16 protein-coding genes are annotated in these 17,113 nt (G+C 70.4%); all 16 read right to left on the bottom strand.

Going from position 1 to position 17,113, the window contains the following annotated elements; translation table 11 throughout:
- On the bottom strand, positions 1-698 hold a 698-nt coding region (locus tag VGR06_RS14185; RefSeq protein ID WP_327559524.1), incomplete at its 3' end, for a DivIVA domain-containing protein.
- A gap of 46 nt (positions 699-744) precedes the next feature.
- Entirely contained in the window at positions 745-1,029 is a 285-nt protein-coding gene (locus tag VGR06_RS14180) for a YggT family protein (RefSeq protein ID WP_327559523.1), read from the bottom strand.
- 19 nt (positions 1,030-1,048) lie between these two features.
- Complete coding sequence (locus VGR06_RS14175; protein ID WP_327559522.1) at positions 1,049-1,681, bottom strand: cell division protein SepF; 633 nt, start codon at positions 1,679-1,681, stop codon at positions 1,049-1,051.
- 47 nt (positions 1,682-1,728) lie between these two features.
- A complete protein-coding gene (locus VGR06_RS14170; RefSeq protein ID WP_414637256.1) occupies positions 1,729-2,466 on the bottom strand; it encodes a YggS family pyridoxal phosphate-dependent enzyme in 738 nt (245 codons plus the stop codon).
- Positions 2,459-3,172 (bottom strand): peptidoglycan editing factor PgeF, encoded by a 714-nt coding sequence (gene pgeF, locus VGR06_RS14165; protein WP_327559521.1) that lies wholly within the window; start codon positions 3,170-3,172, stop codon positions 2,459-2,461. Before pgeF ends, VGR06_RS14170 begins: the two co-directional genes overlap by 8 nt.
- A 13-nt stretch (positions 3,173-3,185) precedes the next feature.
- Positions 3,186-4,460 (bottom strand): cell division protein FtsZ, encoded by a 1,275-nt coding sequence (ftsZ, locus tag VGR06_RS14160; protein WP_327559520.1) that lies wholly within the window; start codon positions 4,458-4,460, stop codon positions 3,186-3,188.
- A gap of 168 nt (positions 4,461-4,628) precedes the next feature.
- Positions 4,629-5,138, bottom strand: a complete 510-nt coding sequence (locus VGR06_RS14155) for a DinB family protein (RefSeq protein WP_327559519.1) — start codon at positions 5,136-5,138, stop codon at positions 4,629-4,631.
- A complete protein-coding gene (locus tag VGR06_RS14150; RefSeq protein WP_327559518.1) occupies positions 5,135-5,866 on the bottom strand; it encodes a cell division protein FtsQ/DivIB in 732 nt (243 codons plus the stop codon). The genes VGR06_RS14155 and VGR06_RS14150 overlap by 4 nt, the downstream gene beginning before the upstream one ends.
- Entirely contained in the window at positions 5,863-7,245 is a 1,383-nt protein-coding gene (gene murC, locus VGR06_RS14145) for a UDP-N-acetylmuramate--L-alanine ligase (RefSeq protein WP_414637255.1), read from the bottom strand. The genes VGR06_RS14150 and murC overlap by 4 nt, the downstream gene beginning before the upstream one ends.
- A 70-nt stretch (positions 7,246-7,315) precedes the next feature.
- On the bottom strand, positions 7,316-8,413 hold the full coding sequence (gene murG / locus VGR06_RS14140; protein WP_327559517.1) for an undecaprenyldiphospho-muramoylpentapeptide beta-N-acetylglucosaminyltransferase: 1,098 nt from the start codon (positions 8,411-8,413) through the stop codon (positions 7,316-7,318).
- Positions 8,414-8,474: 61 nt separating this feature from the next.
- Positions 8,475-9,728, bottom strand: a complete 1,254-nt coding sequence (ftsW, locus tag VGR06_RS14135; RefSeq protein WP_327559525.1) for a putative lipid II flippase FtsW — start codon at positions 9,726-9,728, stop codon at positions 8,475-8,477.
- Between the two features lie 59 nt (positions 9,729-9,787).
- Positions 9,788-11,104 carry a UDP-N-acetylmuramoyl-L-alanine--D-glutamate ligase gene (gene murD, locus VGR06_RS14130; RefSeq protein WP_327559516.1) on the bottom strand — a complete coding sequence of 439 codons (1,317 nt, stop codon included), beginning with the start codon at positions 11,102-11,104 and terminating at the stop codon, positions 9,788-9,790.
- A gap of 1 nt (position 11,105) precedes the next feature.
- A complete protein-coding gene (gene mraY / locus VGR06_RS14125) occupies positions 11,106-12,194 on the bottom strand; it encodes a phospho-N-acetylmuramoyl-pentapeptide-transferase (RefSeq protein ID WP_327559515.1) in 1,089 nt (362 codons plus the stop codon).
- Entirely contained in the window at positions 12,191-13,636 is a 1,446-nt protein-coding gene (locus tag VGR06_RS14120) for a UDP-N-acetylmuramoyl-tripeptide--D-alanyl-D-alanine ligase (RefSeq protein WP_327559514.1), read from the bottom strand. The genes mraY and VGR06_RS14120 overlap by 4 nt, the downstream gene beginning before the upstream one ends.
- Positions 13,633-15,177 carry a UDP-N-acetylmuramoyl-L-alanyl-D-glutamate--2,6-diaminopimelate ligase gene (locus tag VGR06_RS14115; protein WP_327559513.1) on the bottom strand — a complete coding sequence of 515 codons (1,545 nt, stop codon included), beginning with the start codon at positions 15,175-15,177 and terminating at the stop codon, positions 13,633-13,635. Before VGR06_RS14115 ends, VGR06_RS14120 begins: the two co-directional genes overlap by 4 nt.
- A gap of 250 nt (positions 15,178-15,427) precedes the next feature.
- The gene (locus VGR06_RS14110) at positions 15,428-16,927 is read right to left on the bottom strand and encodes a hypothetical protein (RefSeq protein ID WP_327559512.1); all 1,500 of its coding nucleotides are present in this window, start codon (positions 16,925-16,927) and stop codon (positions 15,428-15,430) included.
- Positions 16,928-17,113 lie beyond the last annotated feature (186 nt).

The raw sequence follows: 17,113 nt of genomic DNA, 5'->3' as shown, positions 1-17,113 counted from the left end.
GTCTTCAACCGGGTGCGGTACTCGCGTTCGAACGTGCGCAGCTCGTCGATCTTCTTCTCCAGCGAGGTCCGTTCCGCCTGGACCTGACCGAGGATCTCGTTGTGCTGCCGCTGCGCGTCACGCTCCAGGGCGGTGGCCTTCTCCCGGGACTGGCGTTCCAGCGTCTCGGCCCGGGTGCGCGCGTCGTTGAGCATGGTCTCGGCGCGGGTGCGGGCCTCGTTGACCATGGCGTCGGACTTCGAGCGCGCCTCGGAGAGCAGTTGCTCGGACTTGGTGCGGGCCTCGGAGAGCATGCTGTCCGCTTCGGACTTGGCCTCGCCGGTGAGCCGGTCGGCCATCTCCTGGGCGAGCCCCAGCACCTTGGCGGCCTGCACGTGGTGATCACCGCCGGCGCCGGGCGAGGTCTGTTCCAGCGCGCTCGGCGGCGGCACGGGCGTCAGCCGGCGCGGCTCCTCGGGTCGCGGCACCGCCACCGGCGGGTGCATGCGCGCATCGTCGAGGTCGGCGCGGGCGGACTCGAGCTGCGAATCGAGCTGCTCGATCTGCTGGCGCAGGTCGTTGTTCTCCTCGATGAGCCGCGACAGCTCGACCTCGACCAGGTCAAGGAAGGCGTCCACCTCGTCCTCGTTGTAGCCCCGCTTGCCGATGGGAGGCTTGCTGAACGCTACGTTATGAACGTCAGCGGGGGTCAACGACATCAGATCACCTCACGCACTCCGTGGCTGCTGGTCACCCGTCCCCGTCTCAACCGGGATACGCCAGTCGCATCCCGATGAACACGACCAGCAGCAGCACCATAATCGATAGGTCCAGCCCTACGCCTCCGATCCGGACCATCGGTATCACCCGACGGACGAGTCGGACAGGAGGATCTGTCACTGTGTAGATGCTCTCGAGCGCGACCGCAACCCCACCCGCTGGGCGCCACTCCCGCGCGAACGCACGGACGAGCTCCACCACCACGCGTGCCGTCAGCAGCAGCCAGAACGCGAACAGCACCCAGTACAAGGCAAGTCGCACCGGTTCCACATGTCAACTCTGCCATCTGTCAGCCACGGGTGAGCAACCCACCCTCGGCAATCCGTCGCTTGTCCTCCGCTGATGGATCGACATTCGGCGGTGAGATCAAGAACACCTTGTTGGTGACCTTGTCGATCGAACCACGGAGAGCAAACGCCAGCCCGGCCGCAAAGTCAACCAGCCGCTTGGCGTCGGCGTCATCCATCTCGGTGAGGTTCATGATCACCGGCGTACCCTCGCGGTAGTGCTCGCCGATGGTCCTGGCCTCGTTGTAGCTGGTGGGGTGCAGGGTGACGATCCGGCCGAGCGGATAGCTGCTCGGCGCGACCGGCTCTGGGCGGGGTTCGGTGCGCACTCTGGACACCGGCTCCCTCCTGGTCTCGACGGCGAGCGCGCCGTGCACGGGAGCGGGCGGGGAGTCGGTGGCCCACACGGGGCGTGACCGGTTCCGGCTCGCCGGCGGCTGGTACTCCTCCTCGGGTTCGTGTAGAGAGCGGCGCCGCGACGGCTGCGGCTCGTAGTCGTCCTCGTCGCTGAGGTAGCTGGGCCGGTGACCGTATTTCCCGTAGTCGCGGGCGTCGTAATCGTCGGCGTCGTACTCGTCGAAGTCCTCAGCCGGAACCATGCCGAAGTAGGCCTTCAGCTTCTGCAGCGTGCCCATCGACCTGCCTCGCAACTCCCGTTGGGACTCCCTGAACTTTTCTTTCCTCAGGGGGAGGCTAGCCCGCGGGCGCCGAGCAGCGCGGTTCCGACACGCACGCAGGTCGACCCGTGCGCGATGGCCGAGTCAAGATCGTCGGTCATCCCGGCCGAGATCACGGTGGCCTCAGGATGATCTTTACGCAGCCGATCCGCCGCTCCGGCAAGGATCTCAAACGCCGCGTCCGGCTCGATGGCGAGGGGTGCGACAGCCATGATCCCGCGCAGCGATAGTTCACCTGATCGTGCTAACCCGTCCGCGAGTGTCGGCAGTTCCCCGATCGGGCACCCGCCACGGTTCGGATCGCCGTCCAAGCTCGCCTGAATCAACACATCAAGCGGGCCGGCGCGATCGCCTGCCTCCCGCGCCGCGGCCACCCCCCGCTCCAGCGCCTCGCCCAACCGCAACGAGTCCACCGACTGCACCTCATCAACCCAGCGCGTCACGGCCCGCGCCTTGTTCCGCTGCAACCGCCCCACCAGATGCCACCTGACCCGCACCTCCGGCCGCAGCTCAGCCAGCTCGACCGCCTTCGCGCCGCCCTCCTGCTCCCGGTTCTCCGCCAGATCCAGCACACCGAGATCGGTCAACAAGGCGGCATCCAGAGCCGGCCGGGTCTTCGTCACCGCGAGCAACCGGATCTCCGAGGGATCCCGCCCCACCGCCCGCGCCGCCGCCGCGATCCGCGCCCTGACCTCGGCCAACGCGGCGGACAACTCGGCACGCCGGGCCTCCAGGTCAGTCACCGTCCGGCTCCACCCAGGTCAGCGCGGCCAATCGCCCAGTGGTCCCGTTTCTGCGGTAACTGAACAGTGAACGGTCCTCAAAAGTACAGCGCGGGTCAATCCCGATCTTCCCTACACCGACGTCGGCGAGCTGCCGCCAGAGCCCGGCCCGGAGATCCAACCCGGGAGTGCCCGACCGGGTCCGGCAGGCGCTACCCGGCAGGTGCGCCTCCACGTCGTCCCGCATCGCCGCCGGCACCTCATAGCAGTCCCCGCACACCGCCGGCCCGAGCAGCACCTCAACCCGATCAGCGGAGGCGCCGGCGGAGATCATCGCCTCCAGCGCCGCCGGCACCACCCCGACCCGAGCGCCCACTCGACCGGCATGCACCGCCCCGACAACCCCAGCCACCGGGTCGGCCAGCAGAACCGGAACGCAATCGGCCACCAGCACCACGGGAGCGATCCCCGGCGCCGCGGTCACCAACGCGTCGGTGACCTCGACCGGCGCATCCCGCGGCCCGTCGACGACCACCGCGTTCCGACCGTGCACCTGCTCCATCCAGATCAGGTGATCAGGCGCCAGCCCCAGCTCGTCGGCGAGCCGTTTCCGGTTGGCGGCAACGGCTTCCGGGTCATCGCCGACCCCGTGAGCCAGGTTGAACGAGTCGTACGGCGGCTGCGAGACCCCGCCGGCCCGGGTGGTGACCACTCTCCGAACGCGCACGGTTGAAAACTACCTAGCGGCGCATGAAAGGGGGGACATCCACCTCGTCATCGGGATCGTCCACGACTGGCATGGCCCGGCTGGGCAGGCTCCCGGGCGTGCTGCTGCGCTGACCCGGAACGCCATTGCCGGACCCGGGCGTGTTACCCCACAGCGACGAGCCCGTGGACGTGGTCGTCGGCGGGTACTGGACGGGCGGCGGTGCCGGCACGGGCGGTGGGGCCGGCGCCGGGGGTGGAGTCGGACGCGGCGGGCTGACCTGGCCGGCCGTGCCGGAGGCCAACGACGTCGCTGAGCCGCGGGAACCAACCAGGGTGGGGTCGAGCTTCTTGTGCGTGGGAGTGCCGGCGTCGAAGCCGGCCGCGATCACGGTGACCCGCACCTCGTCGCCGAGCGAGTCGTCGATCACCGTGCCAAAGATGATGTTGGCCTCGGGGTGCGCGGACTCCTGCACCAGCGAGGCCGACTCGTTGATCTCGAACAGGCCCAGGTCGGAGCCGCCGGCGATGGCCAGCAGCACGCCGTGCGCGCCGTCCATGGACGCCTCGAGCAGCGGCGAGTTGATCGCCTTCTGTGCCGCCGTGACCGCCCGGCCCTCGCCGCGCGCCGAGCCGATGCCCATCAGCGCGCTGCCCGCGCCGGACATCACGCTCTTCACGTCGGCGAAGTCCAGGTTGATCAGACCCGGCGTGGTGATCAGGTCGGTGATGCCCTGGACACCGGACAGCAGCACCTCGTCGGCCGAGCGGAACGCGTCCATCAGCGACACACCGATGTCGCCGAGCTGCAGCAGCCGGTCGTTCGGGATCACGATCAGCGTGTCGCACTCGTTGCGCAGATTGGTGATGCCCTCGTCGGCCTGCTTGGCCCTGCGCTTGCCCTCGAAGGAGAACGGGCGGGTGACCACGCCGATGGTGAGCGCGCCCAGCTTGCGGGAGATGGAGGCGACCACGGGCGCGCCGCCGGTGCCGGTGCCGCCACCCTCGCCGGCGGTCACGAACACCATGTCGGCGCCCTTGAGGACCTCCTCGATCTCCTCCCGGTGATCCTCGGCGGCCTTGTACCCGACCTCGGGGTTGGCGCCCGCGCCGAGACCCCTGGTCAGCTCGCGCCCGATGTCCAGCTTGACGTCGGCGTCCGACATGAGCAGCGCCTGCGCGTCGGTGTTCACCGCGATGAACTCGACGCCCTTGAGCCCGACCTCGATCATCCGGTTGACGGCGTTGACCCCACCGCCGCCGATGCCGACGACTTTGATCACCGCCAGGTAGTTGTGCGGGGGCGTCATCGGTTTCGCCTTCCTGATCGTGGCCTTGCGTACTCCCCCGTCTCGGACGGCAAACTCTGGACCTCTACAAGAGGTTGAGAGTTATGTCAACCCGAAGACGTTGCCCAGACGGTAGGCAAGGCTCTTGATCCGATCCAGCCGCCACGCCGTGCCAAGCCCAAGGTGTTGTCACTCACCGGTCAATCCGTCGGTCATCTCCCTGATCAGATCCAGATGCCCGGCGTGCCGAGCGGTCTCCTCGATCATGTGGAGCAGCACCCAGCGGACGTTGAACTGCTTGCCGTTGGGCGCGGTGATCACGTCATCGAGGTCACGCTCGGCGACGTACCGCCGGCTGACCTCACACTGCGCCTGGTAGGCGGCGACCAGCTCGGGCAGGGGCGTGTCCGCACCCTGCTTCCAGTCCACGTCGGGGTCCGCCGTGCTGGCCTCGTCCCAGCGGTCCGGCTCGCCGCCGACCACGTTGGCGAACCACCATTCCTCGACCAGGGTCAGGTGCGAGACCAGGCCCGCGAGGGTGACCAGCTTGGACGGCACCAGCGAACGGCGCGCCTGCTCGTCGGTCAGATCGCCACACTTCCACACCACGGTCGCCCGGAGGAAGTCCAGGAAGCCGATGAGCTGATCACGCTCACCGCCCACGGTAGGCGCCTGCGGTCGATCATCAGGTTTGGTCATCCGGCCACAGTAGGGAAGTCGGCCGTGGTGACGTCATAGATTTTCCCCGGGCGGGTGAGCAGGGGAGCCAGGACCGCGGCCTTGCGCTGGGAGTTCTCGGCGCTGCCCCATTTCACGACGCGGCCGTCCCCCAACACCAACTCCACGTCACCCCCGGTCTTCGAACTCACCTTGACCAACTGCGCCCGCAACTGCTGCGGCGCGGCGGCCAGGATGGTCACACACGCCCGGGTGGCCGGATCATCAGGAGAAGCGCTGGGCACAGCCAGCTCCGGCAATCCCGCGGGCCTCTGCTTGACGATCTCGTAGTCCAGGCCGGTGCCGTCCACCAGGTGCACGCCGTCGGCGGAGGGCACCACCGCGACCGGGGTCCGCTCGGTGACCGCGATCTCGACGGTGCCGGGAAAGGATCGCGACACATCGACGGAGAAGACCTTGGGGAGCTTGGCAACCCGGGCCCGGACCTCGTCGGTGTCCAGGCGCACCAAGGGGGTCCCCGGCTCGATGGCCGCCGCGGCCCGCACGGTGTCGGCCGGGATCGTCCGCGCGCCAACGACTTCGACCGCGTGCACACCGAACAACGAGGTGAACACGACCAGGTAGCCGAGGGCGAGGACGGTGACCACGGCCAGCAGCGCCACCCACCGGCGCCGGCGGAACCGGTGCCGGTCCGGGATCTCCTCGTCGGCCTCGTCCTCCTGCGGGTGCAGGTCAGCGAGCCTGGTCATCGCCGGTCCAGCTCGGCCAGGATCTCCGGCCCGAGCATGGTCACGTCGCCGGCGCCCATCGTGATCACCAGATCACCGTCGCCGGCCAGCCCCGCGACCAACTCGGGCACCCGCTCGAACGACGGCTCGTAGTGCACCCGCGTGGTGACCGCATCGGCGATCAGCTTGCCGCTGACACCGGGCTCCGGCTCCTCCCGCGCGCCGAACACGTCGAGCACCACCACGTCGTCCGCCAGCGACAACGCCTCAGCGAACTCCTTCGCGAACAGCCGGGTCCGGGAGTACAGATGCGGCTGGAAGATCACCACGAGCCGGCCCGGCGAGCTCACCGGCCGCACCGCCCGGAGCTGAGTGGCCACCTCGGACGGGTGGTGCGCGTAGTCGTCATACACCCGCACCCCGCGCGACCGGCCCTTGAACTCGAACCTCCGGCGCACTCCGCCGAACGCGGCAATCCCCTCCAGCAGCCCGGAAAGCGGCGCGCCCAGCTCCAGCCCGGCCAGCAAGGCGGCCGTGGCGTTCAACGCCATGTGCTCCCCCGGCACCGCCACCCGCAGCTCAATCTCCCCACCCGCCAAGGAGATCCGCGCCACGCCCCCGCCCCTCGACGGCTCGTACGCCACAACCTGGGTGTCCAGAGCGGACCGTCCATACCGGCGCACCCGCACGCCCGCGGACTCCGCCCGATCGGCCAGCGCGGCCGACCCAGGATCGTCAGCACAGGCCACCAGCAGCCCGCCCGGTTCGATCCGCTTGACGAACTGGTCGAACACCGCGATGTACGCCTCGACGGTGCCATGGTGGTCGAGGTGGTCGGCCTCCACATTGGTCACCACCGCGACCCATGGCGAGAAGGCGAGGAACGATCCGTCGCTCTCGTCGGCCTCCGCCACGAAGATCCCACCGCTGCCGTGGTGGGCGTTGGCACCGGACTCGTTGAGGTCGCCGCCGATGGCGAACGACGGGTCGAGCCGGCAGTGCTGCAGAGCGACGGTCAGCATCGAGGTGGTGGAGGTCTTGCCGTGGGTGCCCGCCACGCAGGCCACCCGGTACCCAGCCATCAACACCGCCAAAGCTTCGGCACGGTGCAGCACGGTCAACCCGCGCCGCCGCGCCTCGACCAGCTCCGGATTGCTCTCCTTGATCGCCGTGGACACGATCACCGCGCTCGGGCCGCCGTCAAACAACCCGAGGTTCGCCGCGTCCTGCCCGACCGCGATCCGCGCGCCCTGCACCCGCAGCGCGTCCACCGCCCGCGACGGCTTGGCGTCCGAACCGGACACCTGCCTGCCGCGGGCCAGCAGGATCCGGGCGATGCCGCTCATCCCGGCACCCCCGATGCCCACCAGGTGGGCGCGATCCAGCAACGACTCGCTCACGTCGCCTCCTCGCAGGCTCGGAGCCGCCGCGAGCGGACGCCCTGTGACATTGGTTCGCTCGCAAGCTCGCTCAACCGACCACCTCGAGCACCATCCGGGCCAGCACGTCAGCCGCTTCACGGTGACCGGTCCCCCGCGCCGCATCGCCCATGACCCGCAACCGCTCGGCGTCGGCCAGCAACGGGATCACCGTGTCCGTGACCGTCCTCGGGCTCAGCTCCTCGTCGCTCACCAGCACCGCGCCACCCGCGTCCACCACCGGCCGGGCGTTCAGCGCCTGCTCACCGTTGCCGTGCGGGAGCGGGACGAACACCGCGGGCAGGCCCACCGCGGACACCTCGGCCACGGTCATCGCGCCGCACCGGCAGAGCACCGCGTCGGCAGCCGCGTAGGCCAGATCCATCCGCTCCAGGTACGGCACCGCCACATACGCCGGCGCGCCCGGAACCTCCTGCACCACCAAGGTGTTCTTCGGCCCGTGCGCGTGCAGCACACCGACGCCCGCGTCGGCCAGCGACCGGGCCGCGGCGGACACCGCGGCGTTGATCGAGCGCGCCCCCTGCGAGCCGCCGAACACCAGCAGCGTCGGCGCTTTCGGGTCCAGCCCGAAATGCGCCCGCGCCTCGTCCCGGAGCTTCGCCCGATCCAGGTCCAGGATCGACTGGCGCAGCGGGATGCCGATCACCTCAGCCTTCGGCAACCCGGAGTCCGGCACCGCCACCGCAACCCGGTCGGCGAACCGGGCGCCGATCTTGTTCGCCAACCCGACCTTCGCGTTCGAGTCGTGCACCACGATCGGCGTGCGCCCGCGGGCAGCCAGGTACGCGGGCAACGCCACATACCCACCGAACCCGACGACCACGTCGGCCCCTACCCGGTCCAGCACCTCGCGGGTGATCTTCACCGCCGACCGCACCTTCAGCGGCAGCTTCAGCAGGTCGACGTTGGGCTTGCGGGGCAACGGAACCGGGGGGATCAGCTCGAGCGGGTAACCCCGCGCCGGGATGATCGTCTTCTCCAGCCCGCGCTCGGTGCCCAGCGCCACCACCCGCGCGTCCGGTCGCGCCCGCATGACCGCGTCGGCAAAGGCGAGCGCGGGCTCGATGTGCCCGGCGGTCCCCCCGCCCGCGATCACCACGCACAGACCCTGACGAGTCGGTTCTGTCACCGCAGTCTCCCCCCGCGCCCGTGGGTCACCTTGAGTGCCGCGACGTCGCCTTGCGACTCACTCACCTTCTGGTTCCTCCTTGCGGCCGCCGGGTCTTGCGCTTCGGCGGCTGGTAGGGATCGGGTGCCGGGAGCCGCATCAGGCGCCCGAAGCGGCCCGGCCCCTGAGAGCGTAGTGCGGCCACCGCTTCGGGCTCGTGGCGCGCACAGTTCGCCAGGATCCCGAACACCAGCATGGTGATCACCACCGAGGTGCCGCCGGAGGAGATCAGCGGCAGGGTGATGCCGGTGACCGGGAGCAGGCCCACCACGTAGCCGATGTTGATCGCCGCCTGGGCCACCAGCCAGACCGTGAGCGTGGCCGCGACCATGCGGATCCACGGGTCGATGTTGCGGGTGGCGATGCGCATCCCGGTGATCGCGAGCGCGGCGAACAGGCCGAGCACCAGCAGGCAGCCGAGGAACCCCAACTCCTCGCCGATCAGCGCGAAGATGAAGTCGTTGTCCACGTTGGGCAGGTACTGCCACTTCGACGGGCCCTGGCCGAGCCCCTTGCCGAACAGCCCGCCGTCGGCCAGCGCGTACATGGCCTGGGTGGCCTGGTAGGCGGCGCCGGCCGGGTCGTCCTCGGGGCTGAGGAACGCCAGCACCCGGGAGAGCCGGTAGTCGGTGCCGATGGCGAGCACCACCACGCCGGCCAGCGCGCCCAGCGCGAGCGCGCCGAACAGCCGCATGGGGGCGCCGGCGAACCAGAGCAGGGCGATCAGCACCACGCCCAGGGTGATCGTGCCGCCCAGGTCGGGCTGCAGCATGACCAGCGCGAACATGACCAGCGCCGCGGGCACCACGGGGACCAGCAGATGCCGGTACTGGTGCAGCACCGCGCGCTTGACCACCAGGATGTGCGCCCCCCACAGGGCCAGCGCCACCTTCGCCGTCTCCACCGGCTGGAACGAGATGGGCCCGAAGGTGAACCACCCCTTGGTGCCGTTGATGGCCGAGCCCAGCGGGGTGAGCACCAGGACCAGCATCAGCACGGCGAGGCCCAGCCCGGCCGGGCTCAGCGCGCGGATGCGGCGCAGCGGGATCCGCAGCCCGATCCAGAACAGCACCAGCCCGGCCAGCACGTAGATGACCTGCTTGCGGAACACGGTGTACGCCGAGGACCCGTCCCGGTTGAGCGAGATCACCGCCGACGCGGAGAGCACCATGACCAGGCCCAGCACGGTCAGCAGGCCGCACACGGCGAGTACGAGGTGGAACGACGCCAGCGGCCGCCCCAGCCAGGCGGTCAGCGCCGACCGCACGGTCGCCATGGTCCCGGTCCGCCGCACACGTTCCTTCCGGGTGCGCGTGCGCTCCTCGACCGTGGCCACTACGCCGCTCCGTGCAGCCGCTTCACCGCCGCGGCGAACGCCTCGCCCCGCGCCGCGTAGTCCCGGAACATGTCGAGCGAGGCCGCCGCCGGCGCCAGCAGCACCACGTCACCCGGCCGGGCCATGCCCCGTGCCGCCCGCACCGCCGCCGTCATGGGGTCATCGTCTCCCGGACCCACCTGGTACGTGGGGATCTGCGGCGCGTGTCGCGCCAGCGCCGCGGCGACAACCCCGCGGTCGGCGCCCATCACGACGGCACCACGCAACCGCGAGGCGGCCTCAGCCACCAGCGCATCGATCGACGCACCTTTGAGTTGGCCCCCGACCAACCAGACAACCGACGCATAAGCCCCCAGAGAGCTGGCCGCGGCGTGCGGGTTGGTCGCCTTGGAGTCGTTGACGTACCGGATGTTCTCCCATTCCCCCACCACGACGGCGCGGTGCTCACCCGGCTGGAACGCGCGCAATCCCTCGGCCACCGCCGCGGACGGCACCCCGTGCACCCGCGCGAGCGCCGTGGCGGCCAACGCATTGGCCACGTTGTGCAGGCCGGGCGCCCGGATCTCGGCGACCTCGGCCAGCCGCTCCGCCCCGTCGACCAGCCAGCCGTCCACGATCCCGAACCGGTTGTCACCCGGTTCATCCAGCGTGAAGCCCATGGCGCCGGGATGGCCAGCCGCCAGCAGCGTCGACCACACGTCGTCGGCATTGAACACGGCACTGCCGGCCCCGGTGTAGATCCTGCCCTTGTCCGCGGCGTACTCGTCCAGCGAGCCGTGCCAGTCCAGGTGGTCCTCGGCCACGTTGAGCACCACGGAAGCCTTGGGCCGCAACGAACTCTGCCAGTGCAGCTGAAAGCTGGACAGCTCGACCGCCAGCACCTCGTGTCCGGCCAGCACCGCGTCGATCACCGGCAGCCCGACGTTCCCGCACGCCACGGCGTCGACCGCGGCCGCCCGCAGGATCGCCGCCAGCATGCCGACCGTCGTCGTCTTCCCGTTGGTACCCGTGACGGCCAACCACACCGGGTTCTCCGCCAGCCGCCACGCCAGCTCGACGTCCCCGATCACCTCGACCCCGGCCTGCTGAGCTGCGACCAGCAAGGGACTGTCCGGCCGCCACCCCGGGCTCGTGACCACCAACTCGGTACCCGCAGGCGGCTGCGCCAACCCCGGAACCAGCTCCCCCGGCAGGCCCTCGAGCCGGGAAACGTCAGCATCCGTGACGGTGACGAGCGCACCCACGTCGGCCAAGGCCCGGGCGACCGAGCGGCCGGTGACCCCGGCGCCGGCGACGAGCACCCGTCGGCCGCGCACGTCAGCCCCCCGTCGCGGTGAGCCACTCGCTGTAGAACAGGCCCAGCCCGAACATCGCGCAGATCCCGGCCAGCAGCCAGAACCTGATGATCACCGTGGTCTCCGCCCAGCCGGCGAGCTCGAAGTGATGATGGAACGGCGCCATCCGGAACAGCCGCCGCCGCGAGGTGCGGAACACCGCGATCTGCAGCGTCACCGAAAGCATCTCCACCACGAACAGCCCGCCGACCACCACCATCAGCAGCTCGGTGCGGCTGGTGATGGACAGACCCGCGACCAGCCCGCCGAGCGCCAGCGAGCCGGTGTCCCCCATGAAGATCTTGGCCGGCGCCGCGTTCCACCACAGGAAACCGATGCAGGCGCCCATGGCCGCGGCCGCCACCACCGCGATGTCCAGCGGGTCGCGCACGTTGTAGCAGCCGACCGTCGGGTCCTGCACGCCGCAGTTGTAGCGGAACTGCCAGAACGAGATCACCACGTAGATCGCGAACACCAGCGCGGAGGAGCCACCGGCCAGCCCGTCCAGGCCGTCGGTGAAGTTCACCGCGTTCGACCAGGCGGACACCGCCAGGTAGCAGAACACCACGAACCCGATGGTGCCGAACGAGATGATCGAGATGTCCCGCACGAACGACAGGTGCACCGAGGCCGGGTTGAAGTTGTGCTCGTCGGCGAACTGCAGCGCGAGGATGGCGAACACCACCGCGACGGCGAGCATCCCGACCATCTTCCCGGTCTTGTTCAGCCCGAGGTTGCGGCCCTTGCGGATCTTGATGAAGTCGTCGAAGAAACCGACGATGCCGAGGCCCGTGGCGAGCAGCAGGACCAGCAGCCCGGAGGCCGTCGGCGCCTCGCCCCGCGGGGCGGACAGCCCGTTGGCGAGGTGCGCGCCGATGTACCCGGCCCACATCGCGATCATGATCGCGACGCCGCCCATGGTCGGGGTGCCGCGCTTGGACTGGTGACCCTGCGGGCCCTCCTCGCGGATCTCCTGGCCGAAGCCCTGCCGCGAGAAGAACCGGATCAGGTACGGGGTGAACAGGATGGAGACGACCATCGCCACGGCCGCGGCGATCAGAATGCCCTTCACGCCGCATCACCGCCGGCCAGCAGCGCGTCGGCGACCCGCCACAGCGCGGCCACCTTGGACGCCTTGATCAGCACGACGTCGTCCGGCCGCAGCTCGGCCGACAGTAACTCGGCCGCCGCGGACACGTCAGACAACAGAACCGACTCCCTTCCGGTGAATCCCGCGAGCACCGGCGCGGCGACCTCGCCGACCACCACCAGCCGGTCGACCCCCAGCCGCGCCGCCAGCCGCCCGATCTCCTCGTGCGCGGCGTCGCTCGACTCGCCGAGCTCGCCCATCATGCCGAGCACCGCCCACGACCGCCGGCCGCACCCGGCCATCGCGGCCAGAGTATGCAGTGCCGCGCCCACGGATTCCGGATTGGCGTTGTAGGAGTCATTGAGCACGGTCACCCCATCAGGCCGCGTCGTGACCTCCATCCGCCGCGCCGACAACCGCCGCGCACCCGACAACCGCTCAGCGACCTCATCGACACCGGCACCCAGCTCAACAGCCACGGCAGCACACGCCAGCGCGTTCCCCACGTGATGCGCCCCGTACAGCCCCAGCCGCACAAATGTCTCACCGACCGGCGTGAACAGCCGGAACGACGCCCGAGCCTGATCATCAAGCGCAATGTCCACCGCCCGGACATCCGCGTTGTCCGCGGTACCGACGAGAACCACTCGAGCCTGTGTCCGCGACGCCATCCCCCGGACAACCTGGTCGTCCGCGTTGAGCACCGCCAGCCCGTCCGCCGGCAGCGCCTCGACCAGCTCCCCCTTGGTGCGCGCGATGCCCTCGCGGGAGCCGAACTCGCCGAGATGCGCGGTGCCCACGTTGAGCACCACCCCGATTCGCGGCGGCGCCGTCCGGCACAGTGCCGCGATGTGTCCCGGTCCGCGCGCTGACAGCTCCAGCACGAGATACCGGGTGGCTTCGCCGGCCCGCAGCACCGTCCACGGATGACCGAGCTCGTTGTTGAACGATCCTGGCGGCGCGACCGTCGCCCCCATCGGCTCCAGCGACTGCGCCAGCAGGTCCTTGGTGGACGTCTTCCCGGACGACCCAGTGACCCCGATGGTCACCAGACCCCGCGCGGCCAACCGATCCGCGACAGCGCGGGCCAGCTCACCCAAGCCCGCCAGCACCGCCGCACCCGAGCCGTCCCGGTCACCGGCCAGTGCCACCGACCGCCGGTGCCCGTCCGAAACCGGGGGAACGATCACCGCGGGCGCGTCCACCGCCCGCGCGGCCAGCACCCCCACCGCCCCGGCCGCGACCGCCTTCGGCGCGAAGTCGTGCCCGTCCACACGTTCCCCCGGCATCGCCACGAAAAGCCCGCCGGGCCCGACCTCCCGCGAGTCGAACTCAACCGACCCGGTGACCCGCTCGGCACCGTCCGCACGGTACAGCCGCCCACCCACAGCCGCCGCGATCTCGGCCAGTGTCAACGGAATCATCGGCCCACCACACGCCGGATCGCCGCGCGCAGCTCGTCCCGGTCGTCGAACGGGTGCACCACCCCGGCGATCTCCTGCCCGGTCTCATGACCTTTCCCCGCGATGACCACGACGTCACCCGCCCCGGCCCGGTCAACCGCGGCGTTGATGGCCGCCCGCCGGTCCCCGATGTCGATCACCTCACCGCGCTCCCCGGCCGGCACCGCCAAGGCGCCGGCCAGCATCGCGGCCCGGATGGCCGACGGGTCCTCGCTGCGCGGGTTGTCGTCGGTCACGATCAGCAGGTCGCTGCGCCGGGCGGCCGCCTCCCCCATCACCGGGCGCTTGGCGACGTCCCGGTCTCCGCCGCAGCCGAGGACGACGATCACCTTGCCGCGCACACGTTCCCGGATCGCGTCCAGGGCCAGCGCCACCGCGGCCGGCTTGTGTGAATAGTCCACGACGGCGGTGAAGTCCTGGCCGAGCGCCACCCGCTCCATCCGGCCCGGAACCTCCACAGTGGACAATCCGGCGGCGATGGCGGCCGGCTCGACCCCGAGAGCGTGCAGGCAGGCGGCGGCCACCAGCGCGTTGGTCACGTTGAACCGGCCCGGCATGGGCAGCGTCGCCGGCAGCACCAGCCTGTCCGGGCCGTGCACCACGAACGACTGCTCACCGGAAACCGTTGTGGTGTAAGCGGACGCGGTCCAGTCAGCGCCGCCCTCGCCGGACACCGTGACCGTGCGCGGGGTCAGCAAACGGCGCCCCCAGTCCCCGTCCACGCACACGATCTCAACCGTCGAACGCCCGTCGAACAGGGCAGCCTTGGCCTGGAAGTAGTCCTCCATGTCCTCGTGGAAATCGAGGTGATCCTGCGAAAGATTGGTGAACGCGCCCACCGCGAACCGCGTCCCGTTGACCCGGCCCAAGCTCAGCGCGTGGCTCGACACCTCCATCGGCACATGGCTCACCCCGCGCTCAGCCATCACCGCGAACAACGCCTGCAGGTCCGGCGCCTCGGGCGTGGTGAACGCGCTACCCAGCCGCTCGCCGGCGATCCGCGTCTCCACGGTCCCGACCAGCCCGGTGGTGAGTCCGGCGGCCCGCAACCCCGACTCGATCATGTGCGTGGTGGTCGTCTTGCCGGACGTGCCGGTCACCCCGATGACCTTGACCCGCAACGACGGCTCGCCGTAGATCCACGCCGCGAGCACACCCAGCGCGCCGCGCGGATCGTCGTGCACCAGCACCGGAACCGGAGGATCAGCCAGCCGGCGCGCGCCGTCACGGTCGGTGAGCACGGCGACGGCCCCGGCCTCGACGGCCTGCCGGGCGAAGTCCGCACCGTGGACGCGGGCGCCGGCAAGCCCGGCGAACAGGTCGCCGGGAAGGACATGCTGTGCACGCAGCGTCGCACCCGTGATCAGCGGTTGCCCCGGATCACCCGCAGGCGTGATCAGCTCGGCGCCGGCCCGGCTGACCAGCGTGGCCAGCGGGACGGGTGTCGTCTGGGTGGGTCGGGGTGGCGCCGTGGCGGCCTTGCCGACCAGCTTGGCGGGCACGTCGCGAGAGGCTACCGATGTACGGAGCGCAGCAAACGGCCCGGGGTGATCGCACCCGCCCCAGCAGCACCACAATGCGGCTGTATCGACCACGTGTTCACCCCTGTCGACCAGTCCTTGCACGCGGCCACCGAAGCCCGGCGGGTCCTCGGGCATGTTGGCCGCTGGCGTCGCAGTGCTACGCAGCGCGCCAACACGTCGACGTGAGGCGCCAACACGGCACGACGTGCGGCCGCCGTCCTAGATCAACTCACGAGACCGCGCTTGCTGCTTCTCCGGCGGCACCTAAGCCCAAGCCCGCCTTGTCGAACTCATCCAACAAAGCCGACCTCCGCCGATGCCGCTCCCGCACCACCGCCACAAATTCCTCAAACTCCCCCAACCGCCCCGACTTCTCCGACGCCTCCCGCAATTCCAGAAGCAGCGAAACCGCCTCCCGATAAACTCCCCGACCAGTCCGCTGCAAGCATTCATGTATCAACCCGCGATACCCGGGAAGAACATCGGCCGGATGCTGCCGAACCCGAATACGCGCAATCTCCAGCCAAGCACCCGAAGAGCACCCGTACTTCTCCGCCGACTCCCAAGCAGACTCCGGGTCCCCGTCGTCGATCAACGCGCCCACCAGATCATCGGGAGCAGAACGGAGAACGTCCACAGCCCACGGCCGCAGCTCCGCCCAACGCCCCAAGCCGAGCGCGGTCTCCCGGAGCTTCGCGTACTGGTCCCGGGTGGGATGCGTCGTGAGCTGAGACCGTCGCAGCTCCAACGCATCCGAGGCCCGACCGCCCTCGAGATAAGCGTGGACCAGGAACTCCGCCAACCAGGGCGTGTGGTCCGCCGACGACACGCCGAGAAACGCCGCCGGGCTGGGGAGATCCTCGGGCAGCGGCGCCTCGACCGGAGCTCCGTCGAGTTTGGCCAGCCGCTCGCGGATCACCAGCAGGGTCAGCGCCTGGCGGATGTCCCCGTCGGCCCGCGCCGTCCAGGCCTCCTCGACCAGCGTGCGGTACGCGGCCAGGCCCGCGTCGCCGAGGGCGTCGGCGAACTCGGACAGCGTCACGGTCGGCCAGCCCGGGCTGTTCAGCTCCAACTGGAACAGCCACGCCGCGAGCTTCGGGCCGTTGGGGCGGGCGGCGGCGCAGGCCCGGGCGTAGAGGGTGAGGGCACGCTGGCACGCCTGGGTGACCACGCCGGCGGTGTCCTCCATGGTCACCAGGCTCTCCGCGATGCGCTCCACCGCACGGCGGGCCAGCGGCCGGGCCTCCGCGGCGTGGCCGTCGTCGATCAGCGCGGCGACGGTGTCGAGGAACTCCCCGGCGGCGCCGGCATAGTCGAGGCTGCCGGCGTGGTCGACCGGGGTGCGGGCCCAGAGCACCGCGTCCAGCCGGCGGTGCAGCGCGGTGATCTGAGGTAGCGCCGCGCCGGAGTCCACCGGGGTCGAGCCGAGCACGGCCAGGCCGACCGCCACGCAGTGCTGGCAGAAGTCGCCGGACGGGCAGGGGCACTCACCGAAAAACCCGGGCGAGGCCGGGCCGAGGAACACCTCGTACGGCGCGGTGCCGTCGACGACCGCGCGCACGCCGTCGTCGGTGGGCCGCACCTCGATCACCGAGGAGACGAGGTCCCGGCCGCGGGCGAACGTGCGGGGCCCGGCAGCGATCCGCAGGTCGACCTCGCTGAACCACACCACGCCCTCCAGCCCGGAAATGTTGGCCACAGTCTTTGGTCGCCTCAGGTGGCCGGTCACCGGACCACTCCTCGGGCAGACCTCGTTCCTCGGCCTACCCTCGTCGCGGTAGGCCAACTCCCTCGCCCGGCATTCCGCAAGCTTCATACCGCGCCCTCCAACTCGGGAATGTTGGCCATGGTCGTGGGTCACCTTGGCTGGCCGGTCACCGGACCACTCCTCGGGCAGACCTCGTTCCTCGGCCTA

This window comes from Actinophytocola sp. (assembly GCF_036002505.1).
In the GTDB taxonomy this organism is placed as follows: domain Bacteria; phylum Actinomycetota; class Actinomycetes; order Mycobacteriales; family Pseudonocardiaceae; genus DASYTH01.
Note: the sequence above shows the minus strand (reverse complement) of the source record. Positions and strands in the feature narration are given on the sequence as shown.